The organism is Tahibacter soli (assembly GCF_025717065.2).
Lineage (GTDB): Bacteria > Pseudomonadota > Gammaproteobacteria > Xanthomonadales > Rhodanobacteraceae > Tahibacter > Tahibacter soli.
Genome location: NZ_JAOVZO020000003.1, coordinates 808503 through 833351 on the forward strand (window position 1 = coordinate 808503; position 24849 = coordinate 833351).

Sequence of the window (24849 nt, forward strand, 5' to 3'; positions counted from 1 at the left end):
GAGCGATGAACCATGACGACATCACCGGAATGCTCAAGGCGTGGTCCGCCGGCGATGCCGCCGCGCGCGACGCGGTGTTCGAACGCATGTACGCGCAGTTGAAGCGCCTCGCGGTCGGCGCGCTGCGCGCGCAGGCGGGGCAGGCGACGTTCGAGCCGACCGTGCTGCTCAACGACGCGCTGCTCAAGCTCGTCGGCAGCGAGGCGCCGCGGGCGCACGATCGCGGCCATTTCGCCGGCATCGTCGCGCGCGCGATGCGGCAGGTGCTCGTCGACCGCAGCCGCCGCCGCCTCGCCGACAAGCGCGGCGCCGGCCAGCGCCCGCTGTCGCTCGACGAGGCGCACGACCTGCCGGCCGCGACGCCCGAGTCGGTGCTCGGCTTCGACCGCGTGCTCGACGAATTCGCCGACCTCGATCCGCAGGCCGCCGAAGTCGTGCACCTGCGCGTGTTCGCGGGCCTGACGATCGACGAAACCGCGCAGGCGCTCGGCCTGCACCCCTCGTCGGTCAATCGCGAATGGGCGCATGCGCGCGCGTGGCTCAAGGAGCGTCTCGACCATGGCGGCGGATGACGCGGCGCGCGCCGCGTACCGCGCGCAAAAAGAGGCGCTGCAGGCACTGCTCGCGCTGACCGGCGAGGAACGCGCCGCCGCGCTCGCGGCGCTCGCGGCGCGCGACGCGGCGCTCGCGCGCATCGTCGAGGCGCGGCTCGCCGCGGCCGGCGAACCCGAGCCTGCGAACGATCGCGAACGCGAAGCGGCGCCGCCGTCGATCGCGCGCTACCGCGTGCACGGAGAGATCGGCCGCGGCGGCATGGGCCGCGTCTGGCTCGCGCAGCGCGCCGACGACGCCGACGCGCAGAAGCTCGCGATCAAGCAGGTGCGCGCCGACCTGTCGGATGCCGAAACGCAGCGGCGCTTCGAGGCCGAGCGGCGCATCCTGTCGCGCCTGGATCATCCGCACATCGTGCCGCTCGTCGATGCGGGCCGCGACGCCGACGGACGGCCGTTTCTCGTCACGCCGTACGTCGAAGGCACGACGATCGACGCGTACGCCGATGCGCACGCGCTCGACGTGCGCGCACGCGTCGCGCTCGTGCGCGACGTCGTGGCGGCGCTCGCGCACGCACACGAACATCTCATCGTGCATCGCGATCTGAAACCGGCCAACGTGCTCGTCGACACGACGGGCCGCGTGCGCCTGCTCGACTTCGGCATCGCCAAGATGCTCGACGCCGCGACCGAGCCGACCGCGGCCGGGCATTCGCTGATGACGCTGCGCTACGCGGCGCCCGAGCAGATCGCGGGCGACCGGCTCGGCGTCGGCTGCGACCTGTACGCGGCCGGCGTGCTGCTGTACGAACTCCTCGCCGGCCATTCGCCTTATGCGCAGCATCGCGAGCCGGCCGCGCTGATCCACGCGATCGCGAACACGCCGGCGCCGCCGCTGCCGCGGCGCGACCGGCGCGGCGAACGCCTGCCGCGCGATCTTGCCGCGATCGTCGAAAAACTCCTGCGCAAGCGGCCCGAGGAACGCTACCGCTCGGCCGAATCGCTCGCCGACGAACTCGATCGCTGGCTCGCGGGGCAACCGGTACAGGCGCTCGCGGGCGAGCGCGGCTACCGCGCGCAGCGCTGGCTGCGGCGGCGCTGGCCGTGGGTCGCCGCGGCGGCGATTCTGCTCGGCCTCGGCATTTTCCACACGGTGCGGCTCGACCGGCAGCTCGCCGTGACGCAGCGCGAGCGCGACAAGGCGAACGCGATCGCCGAGTTCTTCTATTCGCTGTTCAAGGATGCCGCGCCGAAGGCCGCGCGCGACGGCGAGATCACCGCGCGCGCGCTGCTCGATGTCGGCGACGCGCGTCTCGACGCATTGGAACGCGAATCGAAATCGCCGCAGGCCGTTGCCGCGCTGATGGTCGAAGTGGCGCGCGCGCGCAACCATCTCGGGCAGCCGGCGCGGACGGTCGACCTCGGCGAGCGCGCCGCGGCGATCCTGCGCCGCGAGGACGCGCCGGTCGCGCTCGCCGACGCGCTGCGCGCCGCGGCGGTGGGCCACTACAAGCTGGACCACAAGCGCGAATACCTCGAACGCTCGCGCGAGGCGCTGGCCGTGCTCGAAGGCGCCGGCGCCACCGACGACAAGTTGTACGCCGGGCTGCTCGGCAACGTCGGGCTCGCGCACTTCATGCTCGGCGAGTACGACGCCGCCTGGCGCTATGCCGACCGCACGGTCGCGCTCGCGGGCGAGAAGCTGCCGGAGGGCCGTTCGGCGTACGTCAACGCGCTGGCGAACGCCGGCGGCATGGCGATGGTGGCCGGCGATCAGGCGCGCGCGTATCGCCTGCTCGAAGTGGCCGAGCGAGAGGCGCGCCTGATCGAGCCGCGCGCGCCCGACCAGGAGCTGTTCGTCGCGCGCAATCTCGCGGCGGTCGCGCGCGAATCGGGAAAGCTCGACGAGGCGCGCGAGCGCTACGACACGCTGGTCGCCGGTTCGCGTGCGTTTCACGGCGAAGGCCACGCGGATCTCATCAGCGCGCTGATGGGCCGCGGCGAGACGGCGCTCGCGCAGGCGCGCCACGACGATGCCGCGCGCGATCTCGACGACGCGCGCGCGCAAGGCGCGCGCGCGTACCCGGCCGGGCACGGGCAGCTGCTCGACATCGACGGGCTGCGCGCGTTCGTGCTGCTCGAACGCGGCGACCTCGCGGCGGCGCGCGCGCTGCTCGAGGCGAATGCGACGGCGCGCGCGGGCGAGGCGATCGTCGAGGCGCAGCCGCGGCTCGAAGCGGTGGCGCTGGCGCGCACGCGGTGCGCAAGTGCGTCGAACGAGGAGATGAAGGCGGCGTTCGCCGGACTGGAGGCGGCGAAGAATATTTCGGCGTGGCAGAAGGCGATGGCGCAGCGGTGGCGCGATGCCTGCGTCCCGAACCCTCTCCCCCGAGCTCGCCTTGGGGAGAGGGCAGGGTGAGAGGGCGACGCCTCCGACCGTGATGCGTTCCGATTGTCGCGCGGGCGTCTTGCGATAAACGAATCACGCGGGAAACCGACGCGTCGCCCCCTCACCCCGACCCTCTCCCCCGACGGCGTCGGGGGAGAGGGAGTCCGTCGTCGAACGTCGCGTCAATCCTTCAACACGCCGAGCTTCTTCCCGACCTTCACGAACGCCTCCACCGCGCGATCGATCTGCTCGAACGTATGCGCCGCGCTCATCTGCGTGCGGATGCGCGCCTGGCCCTGCGGCACCACCGGGTAGAAGAAGCCGATCACGTAGATGCCCTCGTCGAGCAGCTCCTTCGCGAACGCCTGCGCGAGCTTCGCGTCGTACAGCATCACCGGCACGATCGCATGCTGGCCGGGCCGCAGATCGAAGCCCGCCGCCGTCATGCGCTCGCGGAAACGCGCGGCGTTCGCTTCGACGCGGTCGCGCAGCTCGGTCGAGCGCGTCAGCATTTCGAACACCTTGAGCGACGCGGCCACCAGCGGCGGCGGCAGCGTGTTCGAGAACAGATACGGGCGCGAGCGCTGGCGCAGCAGATCGACGATTTCGCGCCGGCCGGTCGTGAAGCCGCCCGAGCCGCCGCCGAGCGCCTTGCCGAGCGTCGAGGTGAACACGTCCACCTTGTCCATCACGCCGTGCAGCTCGGCCGAACCGCGGCCGGTCCGGCCGACGAAGCCGGTCGCGTGCGAGTCGTCGACCATCAGCAGCGCGCCGTACTTTTCCTTGAGGCGCACGATCTCGTCGAGCTTGGCGATATAGCCGTCCATCGAGAACACGCCGTCGGTGGCGATCAGGCGCGTGCGCTTTTCTTGCGTTTCAGCGAGGTGCTTTTCGAGTTCGGCCATGTCGCCGTTCGCGTAGCGGCGGCGCTCGGCCTTGCACAGCCGGATGCCGTCGATGATCGAGGCGTGGTTGAGCGCGTCGGAGATGACGGCGTCTTCGTCGGAGAGGATCGTCTCGAACAGCCCGCCGTTCGCGTCGAAGCAGCTCGTGTAGAGAATGGTGTCGTCGGTGCCGAAGAACTCGCTGATGCGCGCTTCGAGCGACTTGTGCAGGTCCTGCGTGCCGCAGATGAAGCGCACCGAGGCGAGGCCGAAGCCGTGCGTGTCGAGCGCTTCTTTCGCCGCGTCGATGATCTCACGGTTGTCGGCGAGACCGAGGTAATTGTTCGCGCAGAAGTTCAGCACTTCGCGGCCGTCGCCGGTCTTGATCGCGGCCGACTGCGGCGTGGTGATGATGCGTTCGGTCTTGTACAGGCCTTGATCGCGGATCGCGTCGAGTTCGGTCGCGATTCGCTCGCGGGCGGCGTAGTCCATGGCGGTGTCTCGGCAGGCGGGAAGAACGCGATTGTGCGCCATGACGTACGCCGCGGGCCACCCGTCGGCTATGCTGCGCGCTTTGCCGGGACCGGGGACGACCCATGCGCAAGTACTGCCTCGTATTGCTGATCGCCGCCTTCGGCGTCGCGCATGCCGCGCCGCGCACCGTGCCGCCCGAAGTGCTCGCGACGATCGTCGACGACGTGCCGTATCCGCTGCCGCGCGGCCTGTCGGCCGACGAGGTGCGCGGGTTCGTGCTGCCCGACGCGCTCGCGACGCCGTTCGCGCCGCCCGCGGGCGCGGTCCGCGCGCAGGCCGAGTACGAGGACAACAGCGGCATCCTCGTGCGCTGGGGCTCGTTCAACGCGCTGCTGACGCAGATGACCGTGGCGATCACGACCGGCGATCCCGACGCCCGCGTCTACGTCGTCGTCACCGGCACGACGCAGCAGGCGAGCGCGACATCGACGCTCGCCGGCGCCGGCGCCGACATGACGCGCGTCGCGTTCATCACGCAAAACTGCACCGGTTCGACGTGCAGTACGTGGATGCGCGACTACGGTCCTCGCTTCATCGACGACGCCGGCCGCCGCGCCGCGGTCGACCACGTCTACAACCGTCCGGGGCGCACGGCCGACGATGCGTTTCCGGGCGTCTGGCGCACCTACTCGGGCGAGCCGAAGTACGACATCCCGCTCGTGCACGGCGGTGGCAATTTCCACTTGTTTCGCAATCGCGACGCGTTCATGACGCGTCTCATCGTCAACGAAAATCCGAGCCTGAGCGAGCAGCAGATCAAGGACTACTACCTCGCGTACCAGGGCCTCGACGTCACGCTCGTCGATCCGTTTCCGACGAGCTACGACTCGACCCAGCACATCGACATGTGGATGCTGCCGCTCGCCGACGGCAAGGTGCTCGTGAGCAGGCATGCCTCGACCGACGGCGTGCCGTACACCGTTACCGAAAGCACCGCGACGCTGCTCGCCGGCCGCGGCTACGACGTCGTACGCACGCCGGCGTGGCGCGCCGGCGGCGCGCACTACACGTACGCGAACGCGGTGCTGCTCAACAAGGTCGCGCTCGTGTGCCAGTTCAACGGATACGCGACGCAGAACGCGGAAGCGCTCGCGACGTTCACCGCCGCGCTGCCCGAGCGCAGCGTGGTCGGCGTCGACTGCTCGGACATCATCGGCCTCGCCGGCGCGATCCACTGCATCGTGATGCACGTGCCCGACCTTCTGTTCCGGTCGGGCAACGACTGACGCGTCAGCAGCCCTGCGGCGGCTGCGAGCCGCTGCACAGCTCCACCGGCAGCACGATGTCCTCCTGCGACGTGCGGAAGATCACGTCGTCGTCGACGAACACCGGTGTTTCGAGATAGCCGACGACGGCGATCGCGGGGTTCAGGCGCCAGCGGATCTTCTGGTCGCCGTTCTGCACGACGCTCGACTTGAGCGGCACGAAGATCTCCATCCACGAGCCTTGCCGCATCGCCCATCCGCCGCCGCCGGCACCGCCGCGCGGCGCGCGTACGGCGAGGCCTTCCAGGCCCTGGGGCAGCGTCTGCGGGCAGCCGTACGTCGCCTCGTTCGCGTAGTTGAACAGCACGTTGTTCGGCGTGATGCCGAAGCAGAACACCGGATCGGTCGTCGAGATCGCGGTCTGGATGCCGGGCGGCAGGATCAGCTCGAGGCCGACGACGCTGCCGCCGCACGGATTGCCGGGGTGGCTCACCAGCACGTGCGTGTAGAACACTTCGCCGACGCCCGGCGGATTGCTCGGCGGCAGGTACGAAAAGCCCGCGTAGCCGGACGTGCGCACCTGGAAGATCGGCGGATCGGAAATGCACGCGGTGTTGGTGCCGACGTTGACGAGGCCGCCGTTGAACCAGCGCACGACGACGTTGGGGGTCACCGCCGAATCGGCGGCGGGTATCGAGGAATCGACGCTCGCGCCGGTCGCGAGCAGGGCGGCGAACAACAGGGTTTGCATGAGGCGCTCCGCAGGTTTCATCTGCGCGCCAAGGACGTAAAGCGGCGACGCAAACCCTCGCGGGGCGGCGCGATGCGCAACGAGCGCTACTCGAGACCGCTGCCGAACACGTGATCCGACTCGTACGCGCCGACGTCGCAGCGGCCGTGCGTTCGACGCGACGGACGCGTCAACAGCCCTGCGCGATCGGCGTGACCGTGCAGATATCGAGCGTCAGCAGGTTGTTTTCGTTCGACGTGCGAAACAGCACGTCGCCGTTGACCTGCGGGCCGACCGACGCGTACGCGACGACGCCGACGTCCGGATTGATGCGCCAGCGGATCTGGCCGGTGCCGTTCTGCGGCGAGGTCGCGCGCAGCGGTACGAGAAACTCCTGGAAGAAGCCGCGCGCCGCGCCCCAGAGGCCGGCGCCGATGCCGCCGCGCGGTGCCGCGAAGCGCAAGCCTTCGAGGCCCTGCGAGAACGTCTGCGGGCAGCCGTAGTCGATGTCGGTGCCGAGGTCGATCAGGCGCGGGCCGTTCGGCAGACGCGCGAAGCAGAACACCGGGTCGGCCGCCGACACGGCGGTCTGCACGCCCGGCGGCAGGATCAGCTCGAGGCTGATCGCGCTGCCGACGCACGGATTGCCGGGGTGGCTCATGACGAGATGCGTGTAGAACACCTCGCCGACGGCCGGCGTCAGGTTCGGCGGCAGGTACGAGAAGCCGGCGTAGCCCTGCACGCGGATCTCGACGATCGGCGGATCGGTCAGGCACGCGATGTTCGTGCCGGCGTTCGTGATCGCGCCGTTGAACCACGGCAGCACGAGGTCGGGCGAGACGGGCGAGTCTACGGTGGGGACGACCGCCGCCGAGGCGGACGTGGCGGCGAACACGGCGAGAGCGAGCATCAGGTGTTTCATGGTTTTCCCCGCGGCCTTCATGGCCTCGTGCTTCCTTACGCAGAAGCGCGGCGAAAACCCGAAGCGTCGTTCAATCGCAGATCGCGGCGCTCTCCTGGAACCCGCGTTTGTCGCCGGGGCCGACACGCGGGTCGGCGACGAGTTCGGACAACGCCTTGCGCATCAACGCTGCGCCCTCGTCGCGCTGCCCGTGCGCGCACAGCGCGCGCGCGAGCGCGTGACGCGCGGCGGCCTGCGCGCGCGCGGTGGGCTCCTTGTCGGCGTCGCGCAGCGCGACGGCCTCGCGCAACAGCGCGATACCGCGTTTCGCGTCGCCATGCGCGGCTTCGCGTTCACCGGCCGTCTGTACGGTCAGCGGACACGACGTGCGGTCGCCGCCGAAGCTCGCGTCGCAGCGTGCGAGCGCCGAATCGAGCAAGGGCTTGGCCTTCGCGGGTTCGCCCAGGCGCAGCCAGGCGCGCGCGAGCGACGTTTCGGTGTTCGTCAGGCGCCGGTCGTTCGCGGCGAGCAGGCCGCGCTGTCCGTCGAGCACGGCGACGTACGCGTCGCGCGCGGCGTCGGGGTGTCCGCGCATCAGTTGCAGCGACGCCGCGTACGCGCCGACCGACAGCGTCGTCGGATGCCGCTCGCCGTTGAGCGCCGCGAACGCCGCGCGCGCCTGCCCGGCCGTCTGCTGCGCCTCGTCCCAGCGGCCCTGCGCTTCGCGCACGTGCGCGAGGTTGTCGAGCGCGTAGGCGCGGTGTTCGGTTTCGCGCGCGCCGGTGCGCGGCAGCAGCGCGAGCACGCGTTCGAGCGCGGCGGCGGCCTCGTCGGTGCGGTCGAGCCATTTGAGCGCCATCGCGCGCGTGTTTTCGAGATCGACGCGCAGGTCGGGATCGTCGTCGGCGATCGCGTCGAGTTCGGCGATGGCGCGGTCGCTCGCGGCGAGCGACGCGGTGCGGTCGCCGCGCCGCGCGCGGATGCTCGCGAGCAGCGACAGGCGTTCCGCGCGCAGCCGCACCGTCGCGCGGTCGGTGCCGGTCGTCGCGTCGAGCGAGGCCTGCATCAAGGGTTCGGCACGCTCGTACTCGGCGAGGCCGCGCATCGCGTCGGCGAGCGTCGCGAGCATGGCGGCGCGGAGGTCGGGCTGGTCTTTCAGTTCGGTATCCACGCGTGCCGCGCCGCGTTCGAGCAGCGCGCGCGCGTCGAGCTGTTCGCCGCGGTTGACGTTCGGGTCGGCGAGCCGGAACAGCGATACGAGAAACCCGTTGATCGCGTCGGCGCGCGCGTTTTCGCGCCGCGCGTCGGCGAGCGCCTGGGCGGCTGCGGTCTCGGCCGCGAGCGCGCGCCGGCGCTCGGCGTCGAGCTGCCAGACGAACGCCGCAGCGAGCGCGAGCGCGAGCATGGCGAGCGAGGCGGCGATGCGGTGGCGTTGTATAAATTTGCTCAAGCGATAGCGCCGCGTGTCCGCGGCCGCGCGCACCGGCCGGCCTTCGCGATAGCGCGCGAGATCGTCGGCGAACGCCTCGGCGCTCGCGTAGCGCGCGGTCGGATCGGTCGCGGTGGCCTTCGCGACGATGCCGCGCAGCTCGGCGTCGAGCGGCGGCGCGTCGCCGGCCAGCAGCACCTCGTGCAGCAGCACACCGGCGCTGTACAGGTCGCTCGCGGTCGTGATCGGACGGCCGGCCTGCTGTTCGGGGCTCGCGTAGGCCGGCGTCATCACGCGCGTCGACGTCTCGCGCGCGTCGCCGGTTTCGATCAGCTTGGCGATGCCGAAATCGAGCAGCTTCGGCGTGCAGTCGTCGCGCACGAGAATGTTCGCGGGCTTCAGATCGCGATGCACCACGAGCCGCTGGTGCGCGTGCTGGATCGCCTCGAGCAGACGTTCGGCGAACGCGAGGCGCGCCGCGCGACTCGGCGCGCGCGCCTTGATCCAGGCCGCGAGCGGCAGGCCGTCGACGTGTTCGAGCACGAGATACGGCTGGCCGTGCGTCGTCTCGCCGCCGTCGATCAGGCGCGCGATGCCGGGATGGTCGAGCGTCGCTAGAATCTGCCGCTCGCGGCGCAGGCGGCGCATACCGTCGGCGGTCGGAAAGCCGCGCAAGAGCTTGATCGCGACGTGCTGCGTATACGCGCCGTCGGCGCGCTCGGCGAGAAACACGGTGCCCATGCCGCCGCTGCCCAGTTCGCGCAGCAGGCGGTACGGGCCGAGCGCCTCGATCTCGCGTTCGGGTTCGACGAGCCGGTGCATCGCGGCGTCGACCGCACCGGCGACGGGATCGTGGCGCGTCGCGTCGGCGTCGACGAGCCGTTCGACGAGCACGCGAAAATCGCGGCCGGATTCGTTTTCGTAGCGGTCGAGCAGGGCGGCGCGCGCGGCGGGATCGGCGTCGGCGAGCGCCGCGAACGCGTCGGCGACGCGATCGGGGTCGTGTCGGTTCATGCGGTTGGCGTCACGCGGTCAGCGCTTGCTTGAGCCAGGCGCGCGCCAGGCGCAGGTCGCGATCGACGGTGCCTTCGGACACCGCGAGCGCCGCGGCGATTTCCTCGCGCGAGAAGCCGCCGAAGTAGGCGAGTTCGACGGTGCGCGCGCGGCGCTCGTCGCTGCGCGCGAGTTCGGACAGCGCGGCGTCGACGCGCAAGAGGTCGGCGTCGGAATCGTTCGCGGCGACGTGCGCGGCGGCTTCGATCGCGATGTGTTCGGCCGCGCCGCCGCGCTTGTCGGCATGGCGCCGGCGCGCGGCGTCGACGAGCACCTGGCGCGTGGCCTGCGCGACGACGTGAAAGAAATGCCGGCGGTCGTGCCAGTTGCCGTCGCCGCCGATGAGGCGCAACAGGGCTTCGTGTGCGATCTCGGTGGGCGTCAATGTCGCGCCCGGCGCGTGGCGCAGCGAACTGGCCGCGATCGCGCGCACGTTGCTGTAGACGAGCGTGAGCAGCGCTTCGCGCGCGCCGCCGTCGCCGCCGCGCCATGCGTGCAGCAGTTGCGTGATGTCGTGGTTTTCCAGCGCCGCAGCCATATCGCCCCCCGATCCGCCGGGTCGCAGTATGCCGCCGCGGCGGGCGACGTTGCCTCGACGGGGCGGCAGACGGGGTGTGACGGGCGTCACAGAGTGGGGTTTGGGCGGAGGTTTCGGGTGTGGCGGCTGGGGTCGGTCGGTGCGGCGGGGCGAAACGCGGGGGCGGCCGGCCGGAAGCGCGGGTGAAGGGCAGTCGCGTTGCAGTGACGGAGTGGAGCGTCGCGCCGGCAGGTTCCGTGCGCCGCCGGAAAATCTGGACACCCCGCCGGAAAATCCAAAGAAAATCTGGACACCCAGAATTCAGCAGACCGAAAAACTGGACACCAGAAAATCTGGACACCCGGAAAACTGGACACCCCAATTTCAGTAGCAAAAGACTGCGAAAAACTGGACACCCGAATTCCAGTAGACAGCCACGAGAAACGCCGAGCGTCGATCGAGTCGCGGCTCTTCCTGAAGTTTCGTTGCGGCTGCTCCGGGCTACGCGATGATTTCGCCGGCAAGCGGAACCTGGAGCCGGCGCGGAAAGGAAGTCGTAGACACCGGGGAAGGGAAAACGCCGGCAGCATCTGTCGCTTGCGGGCTAGGCGACTTTCAACTGCCTCGCAAACATCACGCCTTTGAGCCACCGCTGCTGCAGCTCCTCTGCCTTGTCGACCAGCGCCTCGACCAACCCGATCGCCCGCCGGTAGCGCGATTGCGTGCCTTGCACTTGCAACAGCCACGCGTTTTCTGACAGGCCTATCCGTCGAACGATCGACGGCAACGCGCGATCGATGACGCCGGGTTTGCTGGCATGAAGCAGGCGACCCGTTTCGTCGACGAGCGTGAGATATTCGCGTTCGCTGACGCCGAGCACCGAGCCCGGTCCGGCAATCGGTGCGAGCGGCTCAACCGCTTCGCGGCGCACTCTTGCCCGATCGACTCGCCGCCGGAACGACACGTGTTCGGCCGTTTCCGGCGCGGTCACGACCTTGGCGCGCACGGGATTGAGGTCCACGTACGTCATTGCGCTGAGCACCGCCGCGTCGTCGAGCAGTGCCTGGCAACGGAACCGTCCCTCCCAGAAGCGTCCCTTGCAGCCGTCTTCCGCATTGGCGGTGCGCGCGATCGATTCGTTGAGAAACCGCATGAACCAGCTCAGGTTGCTCAGGCGCAGGCGGTACTCGGCAACCAGCGCGGTGTTGCCGGACGAGGCAAGTACGCGCTGCTCGATCGACGCGTCGTTATCGGCCTTGCGGCGCGATACCGAGAACCAACGGCGCAGGACGTCGAGATCGCTCCAGGCTTCGGTGAGCTCCGGTGCGGTTCTAACGACCAGATGAACGTGATTGCTCATCACCGCATACGCGTAGACGCCGATCGCAAACTGGGTTGCGAGTGCAGCGATACGGTCCTCTATCCGGCGCTTGCGGTGCGAGAAGTCGCGGCCGGTGACCGGATCACGGCCGCACAGCCAAGCCTGCCGAACGCATCGCGAAACGACATGAAAGGTGCCGCTGGCACACGGATCGACGGTATGGAAGCGGGGGATGGTCATGACGGCAAGCATCGGCCTGCGAGGCGCCGATTGCTTCAGTCGTACGCCGGGAAACATGTCGGAATTGGCTGATCGTTTCGTTGACGCTACGAAAGTCGGGTGTCCGAATTTGAGAAGTTGGATGACTTAAGTTGGGTGTCCAAGTTTGAGAGGCTGGATGACCCGGCGCTTCCGCAGTTCGGCCTTCGGTCCGTTCGCTGCTCGGATGTTTGCTTCGGCATCCATGCCTGCGCAGGCCGACCTCTGCCGCGATGACGTGCAAAAGAGAAAAGCAGAAAAATAAAAAAATGGATCTCAGCGTTCGCTGGGACAACGAGCTAAGACCGAGGCGAGAATAGAGCGGAGATTGGGCCAAAATTCCGGCGTCGCCTCAAAGACACCCCGAAGTCTCCGCCACATCGCCGACGCATAGTTGCACTGCCGGTTCGTCGGCCGCGCGACGCAATCCTTGCGAGATATCTTCCGCATACGCCGGCGCGCCGTCGTACGCCGCGCGCACATCGGTCGTCCAGCCGCGCGCCGTGAGTTCGCGCAGCGCAGTCATCGACGCGTCGCCGCCGATCAGGAGCGTCTTGTCCTTCTCGCGCCACTGCGGCAGCTCGAAGAACGCGTCGATCGCGTCGGTCCAGCTCAGCCAGTCGACCGGCAGCGGCAGGTACAGCTGTCCGTCCGGCGCGCGCCACGCGATCGCCGCGCCCGCGACGACGAGCTTGCCGCCCGGCGCGCCGGCGTGGCGGCGGATCAGTTTCAGCGCGTTGACGAGAAAGCGCGCTTCGAGTTCGGTGCGCGTGCCGGCGCCGATCTCGACGAGGTCGTTGCAGCCGGCCGCGGGTTTGAGCGCATCGAGTTCGTCGGCGAGGCTCGTGCGCAGGCTGTCGTTGAAGCCGCCGCGGCGCAGGAACTGCCGCAGCGCGAAATCGTCGCTGCACCAGTTCGCGATGCGCACGCGGTTTTTCTCGCGCAGGTTTTCCGGATCGAGCTGCCACACCATCGCGTTGAGCTGCCCGGTGGTTTCGATCACCGTTTCGGCCGTGCCGCCGATCGCGTCGAGCGCCATGCCGGCCGAGAAGTTGCCCCACACCGCGGCCCACGCGAGCGCGTCGAGCCGCGCGTTGACGTACGGGTTGCTCGTGTACGGATCGATGCCGAGGTGGCGCGCCATTTCGCGGCGCATCTTGTTGTAGTCGAGCTGCCGGCGCACTTCGCGGCCCACTTCCTTGCCGACGCGCTCGTACCACGCCTTGCTCTCTTTCGGCGGCACGGGTTCGCCCGGCACCGGCTCGCGCGTCGCGCCGAGCGGCGCCTGCGGCGTTTTGAACGGGTCGCCATCGGCGCCGAACGTGCGCGCGGCGCGGTCGGACGCCGACTGCGCGCGGCTGCCCCAGCTGTCGAGCTTCTTGCCGAAGTAGCGCGCGACGCCTTCGGGCAGGCCGATCAGCGTGTCGACCGGATTCGTCACCACTTGCCACACCGCGTTGCCCGTTTTCTTCGCGCGCTCCGCGAGTGCGTGCGCGAACGCCTCGGATTTCGCCGCGCGTTCGAGCGCTTCGATCGCCGGCAGTTCGGCCGCGCGCACCGCGAGCATTTCGACGCTCGGCGCCGTCAGCGCGCCGAACGGCGTGGTCACCTCGAAGCGCGCCATGAAGCCGTGCACCTGCGCCTGCGGCGCGACCGAGTAGCCCGGGCCGGACAACAGCGACGGCTGCACGATCGCGGCGGCGTCGAGCACCGGTTCGGTTTCGCCCGCGGCGGCATGGCCTGCGAGCGCGGCGAGGAGGAGGGCGTAAAGCGGACGCAACGGCGGGACTCTTTCGGCGGTGTGCCTGGGATGCGCGAACGCGCGCGGCGGTTTGAAGACCGGCGATTATCCCCAAAAATCCCGCCGGCGCCGAATTGGCCGCTATTCGTTCAGTTCGGCGCCACGCGCGCGGTACCGATTCGCGGGCGGTCGCGTCCGGCAGCCGTTGCGAGGCCATCGGGGCGCGCGTTAGCGCAGGCTCGTCGCGTGCGGCTCTGTCGCGTGAAATTCATCAGAATTGCCATTGTGGCAATGGCTGCTTTTTTGCGTGGCGCCAGCCGCCGGGCCCGCCCGTTCGCGTCGAACCGGCGCGCGCGTCGGTCGCGCGCCGGCTTGATCGAGGTCAGTTCCAGCTGCAGACCACCTTGCCGCAGTTGCCCTGATCCATGAGGTCGAAACCCTTCTGAAAGTCGTCGATGTGAATCTGGTGCGTGAGCACCTTGGCGAGCGGGAAGCCCGTCAGCACCATCTGCGTCATCTTGTACCAGGTCTCGTACATGCGACGGCCGTAGATGCCCTGCAGCGTGAGGCCCTTGAAGATGACCTTGTCCCAGTCGATGCCGGCGCCCTTGGGCAGGATGCCGAGCAGCGCGATCTTGCCGCCGTGGTACATGCAGTCGAGCATGTCGCTGAACGCGCGCTGGTTGCCGCTCATTTCCAGGCCCACGTCGAAGCCTTCGATGTGCAGTTCGCTGACGACTTCCTTGAGCGACTGCTTGGAGACGTTGACGACGCGCGTCGCGCCCATTTCGGCGGCGAGCTTCAGGCGGTAGTCGTTGACGTCGGTGACGACCACGTTGCGCGCGCCGACGTGCTTGCAGATGCCGGCGGCGATGATGCCGATCGGGCCGGCGCCGGTGATCAGCACGTCTTCGCCGATCACGTCGAATTCGAGCGCGCAGTGCGCGGCGTTGCCGTACGGGTCGAAGAACGCGGCGAGTTCGGACGGAATCTGGTCGGGAATCGGCCACAGGTTGGAGGCCGGCATCGCGATGTACTCGGCGAACGCGCCGGCGCGATTGACGCCGATGCCGACCGTGTTCGGGCACAGGTGCTGGCGGCCGGCGCGGCAGTTGCGGCAGACGCCGCAGACGATGTGGCCTTCGGCCGACACGCGCTGGCCGATCGTGTAGCCGCGCACGCCCGGGCCCATGTCGACGATGCGGCCAACGAATTCGTGGCCGATCACGAGACCGGGCTTGATCACGCGCTGCGACCACTCGTCCCACTTGTAGATGTGCAGGTCGGTGCCGCAGATCGCGGTCTTTTCGAGCTTGACCAGGACGTCGTTCGGGCCGATTTCCGGCACCGGCACTTCCTCCATCCAGATTCCCTTGGCCGCTTCGCGTTTGACCAGGGCTTTCATCGTCTTCGACATGGCTTACCTCGGTGGTGAAGCCGCGATTATAAGTGCAGTCGCGTCACCGGACGGTGTCCGCAAGACAAGGCCGGTGCTGTGCCTGACGACGGATTGTGAGCCAGTTCGTGCCCGTATAGTATCGAGCGTTCTATGCGACGGGGGGCCGTTCGCAGTCATAGCAGTACGGGGGTATAAGTGAAAAAGTTTTTAGTATTGGCCGCGGGTATCGCGGTTGCGTTGGCGGGTACGGCGCAGGCGGCCAAGCCGTCCGGCGACGGTTTCATGTTCAAGAACGCCAGGGGCCAGCACGTGGTTTCCGCGCGCGGCAGCTTCGTTCCTTCGGGCAGCGTTCCCTGCCTGAGCGCCGCCGGCAAGACGTCGAACGGTGCGTTCGCGTCGGGTGATGCCAACAACTCGGTGGTCCAGCTGAACATCGGCGCGGGCAACTCGCTGACCGGCGTCGCCGTCGACGCGAGCGTCACCGCGAACGATCCGAGCTGGCTCGCCGAAGCGCAGATCACGTTCTCGAGCTCGGACACGAAGGATCCGAACGCGATCACCTTCACCGCGTCGCAGACCGAAGATCCGGGCACCGAGGAAGTGACGACCGACGGCGTCATCATGTTCGCCGACGTTCCGCTCGGCGACATCCCGGTCGGCGCGGACGGCATCCTGCGCATCGAATGGCACGAGGATTTCGACGACACGTCTGTCGATCCCGACGCCAACTGGGCGGCCGCGGCCGCGCCGACCGTGTGCCAGGGCCTGCGCCTGATCTGCACGAACCAGTCCGCGTGCGACGTCACCGTGCCGGTGTCGCTGCAGCAGTTCAGCATCGACTGATACCCGGTAGGGTTTCGCGTGACGAAGACGCCGGCATTGCCGGCGTCTTTTTTTATGCACTAGTTTTTATGCACCAGACAGCGCCGCGACGATCGCCGGCAGTACGCGTGCCGCCGTGTCGGCGACGACGAGGTCGGCGCCGTCCGACAATGCCGTGCGCTGAGGATTGATCTCGGCGAACCACGCGCCGTTGCGCTGCGCCTCGCCGGGCAGTCCGGCGGCCGGATGCACCATGCCCGACGTGCCGATCGACAGCACCACGTCGCAGCGCCGCGCCGCGGCGAGCGCGGCATCGAGCGCATCCTGCGGCAGGTTTTCGCCGAACCAAACGACGCCGGGCCGCGCGTAGCCGTCCGGATGATGCGGCGACGGCGGCGGTTCCTCGTCGCCGTGCGCGGCGATCCATTCCGGCTCGATCGCAAGCCGCGTGATCGAACAGATGTTGCGGAACAGATCGCCGTGCAGGCAGATCGTGCCGGGCGAGCCCGCGCGTTGGTGCATGCCGTCGACGTTCTGCGTCACGAGCGTCAGCGACACCCGCCGCGCCAGATCCGCCAACGCGCGATGGCCGGCGTTCGGCGCGGCCGCGGCGACGAGACCGCGCCGCCATTCGTACCAGCGCCAGATCAGCGCCGGATCGCGGCGAAACGCTTCGGGCGTGGCGAGGTCTTCGGGGCGGTAGCGCGACCACAGGCCGGTCTGGGCATCGCGGAACGTCGGTACGCCCGATTCGGCCGAGATGCCGGCGCCGGTCAGAACGAGGGTGTGGCGCGCGCGTGCGATGCGCGCGGCGACAATGGCGGCGGATTGCATGCGCGCAGTGTCGCACAGGCGTTCCGTAAGCCGGCGGCCGGGATGCGCCATGACTTTCGGGGCTGGCCCCGGCGTGCACCGCTCAGGCATAAGCGCCGTTTCTTCTGTCTCATGGGGAGACATCGATCGTGCGCAGAATCCTCTTTACCGCTGTCGTTTGCGCCCTGGCCGGCGCCGCCCACGCCGACGAGGGCATGTGGCAGCCGGCCCAACTGCCGTCGATCGCCGGACAGCTCAAGGAGCGCGGGCTCGAACTCGACCCGTCGCAGCTGACCGATCTCGCCGGCCCGACCATGGGCGCCATCGTCAGTCTGGGCTTCTGCACGGCGTCGTTCGTCTCGCCGCAGGGTCTCGTCGTGACGAACCACCACTGCGCGTACGGCGCGATCCAGTACAACTCGACCGCCGAGCGCAATCTGATCGAGCAGGGCTTTCTCGCCAAGTCGATCGCCGAGGAGCTGCCGGGCGATCCGAACCTGCGCGTCTACGTGACCGAGGAAATCCGCGACGTCACGCGCGAAATCGTCGGCAAGATCAAGCCCGACGTCGGCGGCCTCGCGCGCTACGACGCGATCGACGCGGCCGAGAAGGCGCTCGTCAAGAAATGCGAAAAACCGGGCATCCGCTGCGATGTGTACAACTTCCACGGCGGCTACAGCTTCCAGCTCGTGCGCCAGCGCGAAATCAAGGACGTGCGCCTCGTCTACGCGCCGCCCGACGCGATCGGCAAGTTCGGCGGCGACGTCGACAACTGGATGTGGCCGCGCCACACCGGCGATTTTTCGTTCCTGCGCGCGTACGTCGCCAAAGACGGCAGCTCCAAGCCGTATTCGAAGGACAACGTGCCGTACAAGCCCAAGCACTTCCTGCCGGTGAACGCCGACGGCGTGAACGCGGGCGACTACGTGATGGTGACGGGCTATCCCGGCCGCACGAACCGCTATCGCCTCGCCGAGGAGACGAACGACGCGATCGCCTGGTCGTATCCGACGAACATCGCGTGGTACACCGAGATTCTCGACATCGTCAACGCGGCCGGCGCGAAGGATCCGGGCGTCGCGGTGAAGTACGCGAGCGCCGTCGCGAGCTACAACAATTATCTGAAGAACTTCCGCGGCCAGCTCGAAGGCCTCGCGAAGGCCGACGCCGTGGTCTACAAGACGGCGAAGGAGAAAGCGCTGACCGACTGGCTCGCGCAGGCGGGCGGCACCAACGCGGCGCTCGCCGGCGACATCGACGCGCTGCGCGGCGTGCTGGCGAGACAGCGCGCGACGCGCGACCGCGACCTCACGCTCGGCTATCTCGCGCGCACCGGCCTGTACAGCGCCGCGTACACGATCTACCGCACGGCGAGCGAACGCACCAAGCCCGATATGCAGCGCGAGGCGGGGTTCCAGCAACGCGACGAGGCGAAGCTCGAAGGCAACCTCAAGCAGCTCGAACGCCGGATGGACCCGAAGGTCGACCAGCAGCTGCTCACGCGCTTCGCGCAGCACTACGTGAAGCTGCCGGCCGCGCAGCGCGTGGCCGGTCTCGACGCGTGGCTCGGCACCGGCGAAGTCGCCGACGACGCCGTCGCGCAGAAAGTGGCCGCGCTCTATGCCGGCACGAAGCTGACCGATACGACCGAACGCCTGACGTGGTTCAAGGCGTCGAAGAAGGACGTGGAAGCCTCGAACGACACGGCGCTCAGGTTCATGGTCGCGCTGATGCCCGACCTTCTCGCGCTCGAGCGGGCCAAGAAGGAGCGCCAGGGCGACGAGCTGCGTCTGCGCCCGCGCTTCATGCAGGCGATGATCGCGTACAACCAGGCGCAGGGGCAGCCGGTCTATCCCGACGCGAACAGCTCGCTGCGCGTGACGTTCGGCAAGGTGCAGGGGTTCAAGAAGGACGGCGTGGAATTCCTGCCGTTCACGACCGGCGAGGGCATCGTCGCCAAGACGACCGGCGAGGATCCGTTCAACACGCCGAAATCGGAATACGATGCGCTCAAGTCGCGCGACTACGGCCGCTACGCGGCGAAGTCGATCGGCACGCTGCCGGTCAACTTCCTCGCCGACCTCGACATCACCGGCGGCAATTCCGGTTCGCCGACGCTCGATGCGAAGGGCCGTCTGGTCGGTCTTGCGTTCGACGGCAACTGGGACAGCGTCAGCGCGGACTGGATTTTCGACAAGGGGCTGACGCGCTCGATCCAGGTCGACGTGCGCTACATGCTGTGGATCATGGATAAGATCGACCACGCCCGGAATCTGCTCGACGAGATGGGCGTCGCGCCGTAGGCGCCGGCCGGCCCGGCGCGCCTGCGCGCCGGGCCGGATCTGGTCGATCCGAGGTGTCACGATCGGTGCTCGACATGTTGCGATTGGGTTTGCTGCTCGCGTTGCTGTGGTGCGCGATACCGGCCGAGGCCGGCGAACTGCGGGGATTCCTGCAGTCGCCGGGCAGCCGTGCGTGGGGCGACCTGCGCCGCACGACCGACGTGCAGGCGCAGCCGTGCGACTGCCGGTGCGCGCTGTTCAAGTTCGGCCCGGCGTGGACGGTGTACCGCCGACCGAAGCTCGACGATCTGCGTCCCGAGGTCGACGCCGACACGTACCTGCGCAACCTCGCGCGCAATCTCGAACTGCGCCAGGCCGAACTGTCGAGCTGCGACCTCGCCGAGCTGCGCGCGGTGCACGACGTGCTCGAAGCGAACGCGATCGATCCGGAGATGACCGAGGCGATCGGCGCCTATCTCGACGGGCGCACGCCGACCGACCTTGCGACCGCCGACGGCGTGGTGCGCGGTTTCTACGCGTTCGTGCTGACGCAGAAGCCGAGCGGCCTTCTCAATCCCGCCGAGCAGGAAATCGTCAAGAAATACCTGTCGCCGACGCTCGCGGACCTGCTCGCGCGCGCCTGGACCATCGAAACGGCCTGTGCGGCAAAGACGCCGCGCGATCTGAAGCCGCCATTGTTCGAAGGCAGCCAGCTCGTCGGCAACTACGAAGGCGCGACGGAGGTGGTCGTCGGCCCGATCAAGACGCGTTCGGGCCGGGCGACGGTCGAATCGCGCCTGTTCGACATCAATCCGGACTATCCGAAAGGCCACGAATACCGCGCGTACACCTGGACCGACGAACTCAAGCTCAGCATGGAAAGCGGACACTGGGCGATCGACGACGTGCTGCGCGGTTCGGTGCACGACGACGGCAGCACTTCGCTCGCGCGCGGCCTGCGCAAGTTCATTCGCGAGACGACGGCATGCGCGGAAGGACGCCAATAGCTCGCCGGCCTTAACGACATCGCGCGGCCCGCTACAATCGCGCGATGCCTGCCGACCGCCGACCGCTCGCGATTCTCCTGATGGGCCCGACCGCGTCGGGCAAGACCGCGCTCGCGTGCGCGCTGGCCGACAGGTTCGCGGTCGATCTCGTCAGCGTCGATTCGGCGCTCGTCTATCGCGGACTCGACATCGGCAGCGCGAAACCCGACGCGGCGACGCTCGCGCGCTGGCCGCACCGCCTGATCGACATCCGCGAACCGGACGCGCCTTATTCGGCCGGCGATTTTCGCGAAGACGCGCTGCGCGAAATGGCGGACATCGTCGCCGCGGGCCGCACGCCGCTGCTCGTCGGCGGCACGGGTCTGTATTTCCGCGCGCTGACGACGGGATTTTCCGACCTGCCGCCGGCCGACCCCGACGTGCGTGCGCGCCTGGCTGGCGAGCTCGACCGCGACGGCCTCGCGGCGCTGCACGCGCGGCTAGCGGCGCGCGATCCGGCCGCCGCCTTGCGCATCCGGGCCAGCGACACGCAGCGCGTGCTGCGCGCGCTCGAAGTGATCGCCGTGTCGGGCCGGCCGCTGTCGGAACTGCACGGTACGCGCGGCGAGCGGCCGCCGTACCGGTTTCTCAAGCTCGCGCTGATGCCGCGCGACCGGGCGCCGCTGCATGCGCGCATTGCGCAGCGCTTCGAGGCGATGCTGGCAATGGGATTTCTGGACGAAGTAAAAAAGCTGCGTTCCCGCGGCGACCTGCACGCCGACCTGCCGGCGATGCGCGCCGTGGGCTACCGGCAGGCGTGGCAGCATCTGGACGGCGAGCTCGACGCGCGCGAATTCGCCGAGCGCGGGGTTTTCGCGACGCGCCAGCTCGCCAAGCGGCAGATCACCATGCTGCGCGCCGAGATCGACGCGCTGGCGCTTGATCCGGAACGAACCGACCTCATTGATCAGGCCGTGCGAGCCGTTGCGGCGTTTCTTCCCGAGTGAATCGAGTCGGGAAACGCGATGGTTGCGACGCGTCGCCGGCCACCCTTCGGCGGCGATGCGCGCGTCTACGTCGGTTTCATGACGCAACCGACATTCTCGCAACGTTCAAGACCGGTTAATATTGATTTCGTTTGGACCGGGGCGCCGGGTTGGCGATTCGTCGCAAAGGATGCGACGGCTTTCACCGACGGTTCCCAGCGGCTTTTTTTCCGGTTCGCTTTCAGGAGAACACCAATGTCAAAAGGGCAGTCCTTGCAAGACCCGTTTCTGAACGCGCTGCGCCGCGAACGCGTGCCGGTGTCGATCTATCTCGTCAACGGCATCAAGCTGCAGGGCACGATCGAATCGTTCGACCAGTTCGTCGTGCTGTTGCGCAACACCGTCAGTCAGATGGTCTACAAGCACGCGATCTCGACCGTCGTGCCGAGCCGCAACGTGCGCATCACCGACAACGGCCATCACGGCCACGGCCACGCGACGCCGGCTGACAGCACCGAAGCCGAGCACGCGGACCATACGGAAGGCTAAATCTCCTGTTCGAACGATCTAAGAAAGGCGAGCGCGCGGTCATCGTCCAGCCGGCGTGGGTCGGCGAGGGCGATGCCGCCGCGGCGCTCGATGAATTCGCCGAGCTTGCGCGTTCGGCCGGCGCCACCGTCGTCGGCACGCTCAACGCGCGCATCGAAAAACCCAACCCGCGTTTCTTCATCGGCACCGGCAAGGCCGAGGAGCTCAAAACGCTCAAGACGGTGAACGAGGCCGACCTCATTCTCGTCAATCACGCGCTGAGTCCTGTACAAGAGCGCAATCTGGAAAAATTCTGCGAATGTCGCGTGGTCGGCCGCACCGGCCTGATCCTCGACATCTTCGCGCAGCGCGCGCGCTCGCACGAAGGCAAACTGCAGGTCGAGCTCGCGCAGTTGAAGCACATGTCCACGCGCCTCGTGCGCGGCTGGACGCATCTCGAGCGGCAGCGCGGCGGCGCGATCGGCCTGCGCGGTCCCGGCGAAACGCAGCTCGAAATCGACCGTCGCCTGCTCGCCGACAAGGTGAAGGTGCTCGAGCAGCGCCTGGAAAAGGTCAACGTGCAGCGCGAGCAGGCGCGCCGCGGCCGGCTGCGCAACGCGGTGCCGCTCGTGTCGCTCGTGGGCTATACCAACGCGGGCAAGTCGACTTTGTTCAATCGCATCACCGGCGCGGGCGTCTACGCGGCCGACCAGCTGTTCGCGACGCTCGACCCGACGCTGCGCCGCATCGAAGGGCTGCCTTGCGGCCCGTTCGTGCTGGCCGACACGGTCGGCTTCATCCGCGATCTGCCGCACGACCTGATCGCCGCGTTCAAGTCGACGCTCGCCGAGACGCGCGACGCCGACCTGCTGCTGCACGTCATCGACGTATCCGATCCCGAGCGCGACCAGCGCGTCGCCGACGTCGAAGCGGTGCTGGCGGAGATCGGCGCGCAGGACGTGCCGCAGGTCGTCGTGTTCAACAAGCTCGATCGCGTCGAAGGTGCGGCGCCGCGGCTCGAATGGATCGACGGCGGGCGCGTGGCGCGCGTGTGGGTGTCGGCGGCCGAAGGCATCGGCATCGACCTGCTCGGCCAGGCGATCGCCGACTCGCTCGGCCGCGAACGCGTGCAGACGCGGCTCGACCTGTCGACGGCGCAGGGACGGCTGCGTTCGCGGCTGTTCGCCGCGGGCGTCGTGTCCGGCGAAACGAGCGACGAGGACGGCTGGCACCTCGACATCGACGCGCCGATGTCCCGGTTGCAGCCGTTGTTCGGTCTGCCGGACGGGGACGGCTCGTTCTTGAAGTCCGCCCTCGGCGACGCCAGCTAAGGCTGACTGCCGTGGCGGCGGAGAGAAAAAACGCGAATGGCCCCTGTACAATCCGGTCGCAACCCGCCTTCGACGACGCAACGCGTCCGTCCTTCGCGGTTGCCGGAAACGACAACCGCGCAATATTTGCTTCAGTGCTCTCCATGTACGTACGGCGCACGCGGCAAGCGCGATAACAACGAGGTTAAAACCCATGGCGTGGAATGAGCCGGGCAAGCGTGACCCCTGGCGCGGCAACCAGAAAGGCCCCGATCTCGACGAGACGTTGCGCCGGCTGAAAGAACGCTTCGGCGGCCTGTTCGGCGGCGGCGGATCCGACAGCGGCAGCAGCAGTGGCGGCAGCGGCGGTTTTGCGATCGTCGTCATCGCGCTCGTGCTCGCGTGGGTCGCGCTCGACAGCTGGAGCGTCATCAACGCGCGCGAGGTCGGCGTCGTGCAGCGCTTCGGCCAGAAGACGCGCGTGCTGCCGCCGGGCTTCAACCTGAAGTGGCCGCGCCCGATCGAGACCGTCACCAAGGTCGAGATCACCAAGATCCGCGCGCTCGAAGACAAGGTGCGCATGCTGACGATGGACGAGAACATCGTCGAGATCAGCTTCAACGTGCAGTACCAGGTCGGCGACGCCGAGAAGTATTTGTTCCGCGTCAAGGAGCCGGAGGCCACGCTCAAGCAGGCGGCCGAAAGCGCCGTGCGTCAGGTGATCGGCGGCAGCGAGATGGACACGATCCTCTCGGGCCAGGGCTCCGAACTCGTCAGCGAGACGAAGAAGGTGCTGCAGGAAACGCTCGAATCGTACGAGACGGGCCTGCTCGTCACCGAAGTGAATTTCCAGGTCGTCGCGCCGCCGCACGAAGTGAAAGAGGCGTTCGACGACGTGACCAACGCGCGCGAGAACAAGCAGCAGATCGAGAACGAGGCGCAGGCCTACGCGAACCAGGTGATTCCTGAAGCGCGCGGCCAGGCCGCGCGCATCAAGGCGCAGGCCGAAGGCTTTCGCGCCGAGCGCATCGCGATCGCGCAGGGCGAGGCCGAGCGCTTCAACCTGCTGGTGGCGCAGTACAAGGCGTCGCCCGAACTGATGCGCCGCCGCCTGTACCTCGAAACGATGCAGCAGGTGCTCGCCGACAGCGTGAAAGTGCTCGACGGCAGCAACGGCCGCAACATCCTCAACCTGCCGCTCGACCGCTTCAATACGCCGACCGGCACGCTGCAGCCGGGTACCGGCGTGCTGCTGCAGGCGCTGCCGGACGACGCGCGCGCCAAACGGGAGATCGCTCGATGAAAACCGTGATCGCCCTGATTGTCGCGCTCGCGCTGCTGGTCGGCGTCAATTCGGCGTTCGTCGTGCGCGAAGGCCAGACCGCGCTGCTGCTGCAGTTCGGCCGCATCGTGCAGACCGACTACAAGCCCGGCCTGCACTGGAAGCTGCCGTTCATCCAGCAGGTGCTGCCGTTCGACAAGCGCATCCTCGGCCTCGATTCGCAGCCCGAGCGGTACCTCACGTCCGAGAAGAAGAGCGTGCTCGTCGACTTCTACGTGAAGTGGCGCATCGACGACCTGTCGAAGTACTACGGCGCGTCGGCCGGCGAGGAAGCGCAGGCGAACCAGCGACTGACGCCGATCGTGAAGGACGCGCTGCGATTCGAGTTCAACGCGCGCCCGCTGCACGAGCTGATCGCCGACGGCCGCGTCGACATCACCAAGCACGTGCGCGACCAGGCGAACCGCGCGACCAAGTCGTCGCTCGGCATCGAAATCGTCGACGTGCGCATCAGCGGCATCAACTTCCCCGAGGAAGGCACGGTGCTCGGGTCGGTGTACGACCGCATGCGCGCCGAGCGCAAGCAGGTGGCCAACGACCTGCGCGCGCGCGGCAAGGAAGCCGGCGAAACGATCCAGGCCGACGCCGACCGCCAGCGCCAGGTGCTGCTCGCCGAAGCGAACAAGACCGCGCAGCAGGTACGCGGCGAGGGCGACGCGAAGGCGGCCGAGATCTACGCGCAGGCGTACAGCAAGGATCCGGAGTTCTACGCGTTCTCGCGCAGCCTCGATGCGTACCGCGAGTCGTTCCGTGAGCGCAACGGCGTGCTCGTGCTCGATCCGAAGTCGGAGTTCTTCCGGTACTTCAACGAAAGCAAGTGACCCGCCGCGCGGCATGCGACTCGCATGCCGCGCCGCTGCCGCCGCGC

The 24849-nt window shown here is 68.4% G+C and carries 20 protein-coding genes; 11 read left to right on the plus strand and 9 right to left on the minus strand.

Annotation, left to right across the window (positions count from 1 at the left end; genetic code table 11):
* Nucleotides 1-5 precede the first annotated feature (5 nt).
* Both OD750_RS06010 and OD750_RS06015 read left to right on the plus strand, forming a co-directional pair.
* Entirely contained in the window at nucleotides 6-572 is a 567-nt protein-coding gene (locus OD750_RS06010) for an ECF-type sigma factor (protein ID WP_263543356.1), read from the plus strand.
* Complete coding sequence (locus OD750_RS06015) at nucleotides 559-2970, plus strand: serine/threonine-protein kinase (protein ID WP_263543357.1); 2412 nt, start codon at nucleotides 559-561, stop codon at nucleotides 2968-2970. Before OD750_RS06010 ends, OD750_RS06015 begins: the two co-directional genes overlap by 14 nt.
* Nucleotides 2971-3122: 152 nt before the next feature.
* On the opposite strand, the gene kbl is transcribed toward OD750_RS06015, so the two are convergent.
* The gene (kbl, locus tag OD750_RS06020; RefSeq protein ID WP_263543358.1) at nucleotides 3123-4316 is read right to left on the minus strand and encodes a glycine C-acetyltransferase; all 1194 of its coding nucleotides are present in this window, start codon (nucleotides 4314-4316) and stop codon (nucleotides 3123-3125) included.
* A gap of 104 nt (nucleotides 4317-4420) precedes the next feature.
* On the opposite strand from kbl, the gene OD750_RS06025 reads away from it, so the two are divergent.
* Nucleotides 4421-5584, plus strand: coding sequence for an agmatine deiminase family protein (locus tag OD750_RS06025; RefSeq protein ID WP_263543359.1), 1164 nt, complete (start codon nucleotides 4421-4423; stop codon nucleotides 5582-5584).
* Between the two features lie 4 nt (nucleotides 5585-5588).
* Here the strand turns inward: OD750_RS06025 and OD750_RS06030 are convergent, their stop codons facing one another.
* From OD750_RS06030 to tdh, 7 genes are all read right to left on the minus strand, one after another.
* Nucleotides 5589-6314, minus strand: coding sequence for a hypothetical protein (locus OD750_RS06030; RefSeq protein ID WP_263543360.1), 726 nt, complete (start codon nucleotides 6312-6314; stop codon nucleotides 5589-5591).
* Nucleotides 6315-6483: 169 nt separating this feature from the next.
* Nucleotides 6484-7215 carry a hypothetical protein gene (locus OD750_RS06035; RefSeq protein ID WP_263543361.1) on the minus strand — a complete coding sequence of 244 codons (732 nt, stop codon included), beginning with the start codon at nucleotides 7213-7215 and terminating at the stop codon, nucleotides 6484-6486.
* Nucleotides 7216-7285: 70 nt separating this feature from the next.
* On the minus strand, nucleotides 7286-9637 hold the full coding sequence (locus OD750_RS06040; RefSeq protein ID WP_263543362.1) for a serine/threonine-protein kinase: 2352 nt from the start codon (nucleotides 9635-9637) through the stop codon (nucleotides 7286-7288).
* Nucleotides 9638-9647: 10 nt separating this feature from the next.
* Entirely contained in the window at nucleotides 9648-10214 is a 567-nt protein-coding gene (locus OD750_RS06045) for an ECF-type sigma factor (protein WP_263543363.1), read from the minus strand.
* Nucleotides 10215-10797: 583 nt separating this feature from the next.
* Complete coding sequence (locus OD750_RS06050; RefSeq protein ID WP_263543364.1) at nucleotides 10798-11754, minus strand: transposase; 957 nt, start codon at nucleotides 11752-11754, stop codon at nucleotides 10798-10800.
* Nucleotides 11755-12124: 370 nt separating this feature from the next.
* A complete protein-coding gene (locus OD750_RS06055) occupies nucleotides 12125-13552 on the minus strand; it encodes a hypothetical protein (RefSeq protein WP_263543365.1) in 1428 nt (475 codons plus the stop codon).
* 343 nt (nucleotides 13553-13895) lie between these two features.
* On the minus strand, nucleotides 13896-14918 hold the full coding sequence (gene tdh, locus OD750_RS06060; protein WP_272841831.1) for an L-threonine 3-dehydrogenase: 1023 nt from the start codon (nucleotides 14916-14918) through the stop codon (nucleotides 13896-13898).
* Between the two features lie 189 nt (nucleotides 14919-15107).
* Between tdh and OD750_RS06065 the strand changes: the two genes are divergently transcribed.
* A complete protein-coding gene (locus OD750_RS06065; RefSeq protein WP_263543366.1) occupies nucleotides 15108-15755 on the plus strand; it encodes a hypothetical protein in 648 nt (215 codons plus the stop codon).
* A 66-nt stretch (nucleotides 15756-15821) separates the two neighbouring features.
* Here the strand turns inward: OD750_RS06065 and OD750_RS06070 are convergent, their stop codons facing one another.
* Complete coding sequence (locus tag OD750_RS06070; RefSeq protein WP_263543367.1) at nucleotides 15822-16568, minus strand: SIR2 family NAD-dependent protein deacylase; 747 nt, start codon at nucleotides 16566-16568, stop codon at nucleotides 15822-15824.
* 128 nt (nucleotides 16569-16696) lie between these two features.
* Here OD750_RS06070 and OD750_RS06075 point away from each other — a divergent pair, with 128 nt between their 5' ends.
* The 7 genes from OD750_RS06075 (at nucleotide 16697) to hflC (ending at nucleotide 24802) form a co-directional block, all read left to right on the plus strand.
* Entirely contained in the window at nucleotides 16697-18850 is a 2154-nt protein-coding gene (locus tag OD750_RS06075) for a S46 family peptidase (RefSeq protein WP_425508210.1), read from the plus strand.
* A 74-nt stretch (nucleotides 18851-18924) separates the two neighbouring features.
* Nucleotides 18925-19836, plus strand: coding sequence for a hypothetical protein (locus OD750_RS06080; RefSeq protein WP_263543368.1), 912 nt, complete (start codon nucleotides 18925-18927; stop codon nucleotides 19834-19836).
* A 44-nt stretch (nucleotides 19837-19880) separates the two neighbouring features.
* Complete coding sequence (gene miaA, locus OD750_RS06085) at nucleotides 19881-20822, plus strand: tRNA (adenosine(37)-N6)-dimethylallyltransferase MiaA (RefSeq protein WP_263543369.1); 942 nt, start codon at nucleotides 19881-19883, stop codon at nucleotides 20820-20822.
* Between the two features lie 234 nt (nucleotides 20823-21056).
* Nucleotides 21057-21350, plus strand: a complete 294-nt coding sequence (gene hfq, locus OD750_RS06090; protein ID WP_263543370.1) for an RNA chaperone Hfq — start codon at nucleotides 21057-21059, stop codon at nucleotides 21348-21350.
* 5 nt (nucleotides 21351-21355) lie between these two features.
* Complete coding sequence (hflX, locus tag OD750_RS06095; RefSeq protein ID WP_263543528.1) at nucleotides 21356-22660, plus strand: ribosome rescue GTPase HflX; 1305 nt, start codon at nucleotides 21356-21358, stop codon at nucleotides 22658-22660.
* 193 nt (nucleotides 22661-22853) lie between these two features.
* Nucleotides 22854-23942, plus strand: a complete 1089-nt coding sequence (gene hflK, locus OD750_RS06100; RefSeq protein WP_263543371.1) for an FtsH protease activity modulator HflK — start codon at nucleotides 22854-22856, stop codon at nucleotides 23940-23942.
* On the plus strand, nucleotides 23939-24802 hold the full coding sequence (gene hflC, locus OD750_RS06105; protein ID WP_263543372.1) for a protease modulator HflC: 864 nt from the start codon (nucleotides 23939-23941) through the stop codon (nucleotides 24800-24802). The genes hflK and hflC overlap by 4 nt, the downstream gene beginning before the upstream one ends.
* The last annotated feature ends 47 nt before the right edge of the window (nucleotides 24803-24849 follow it).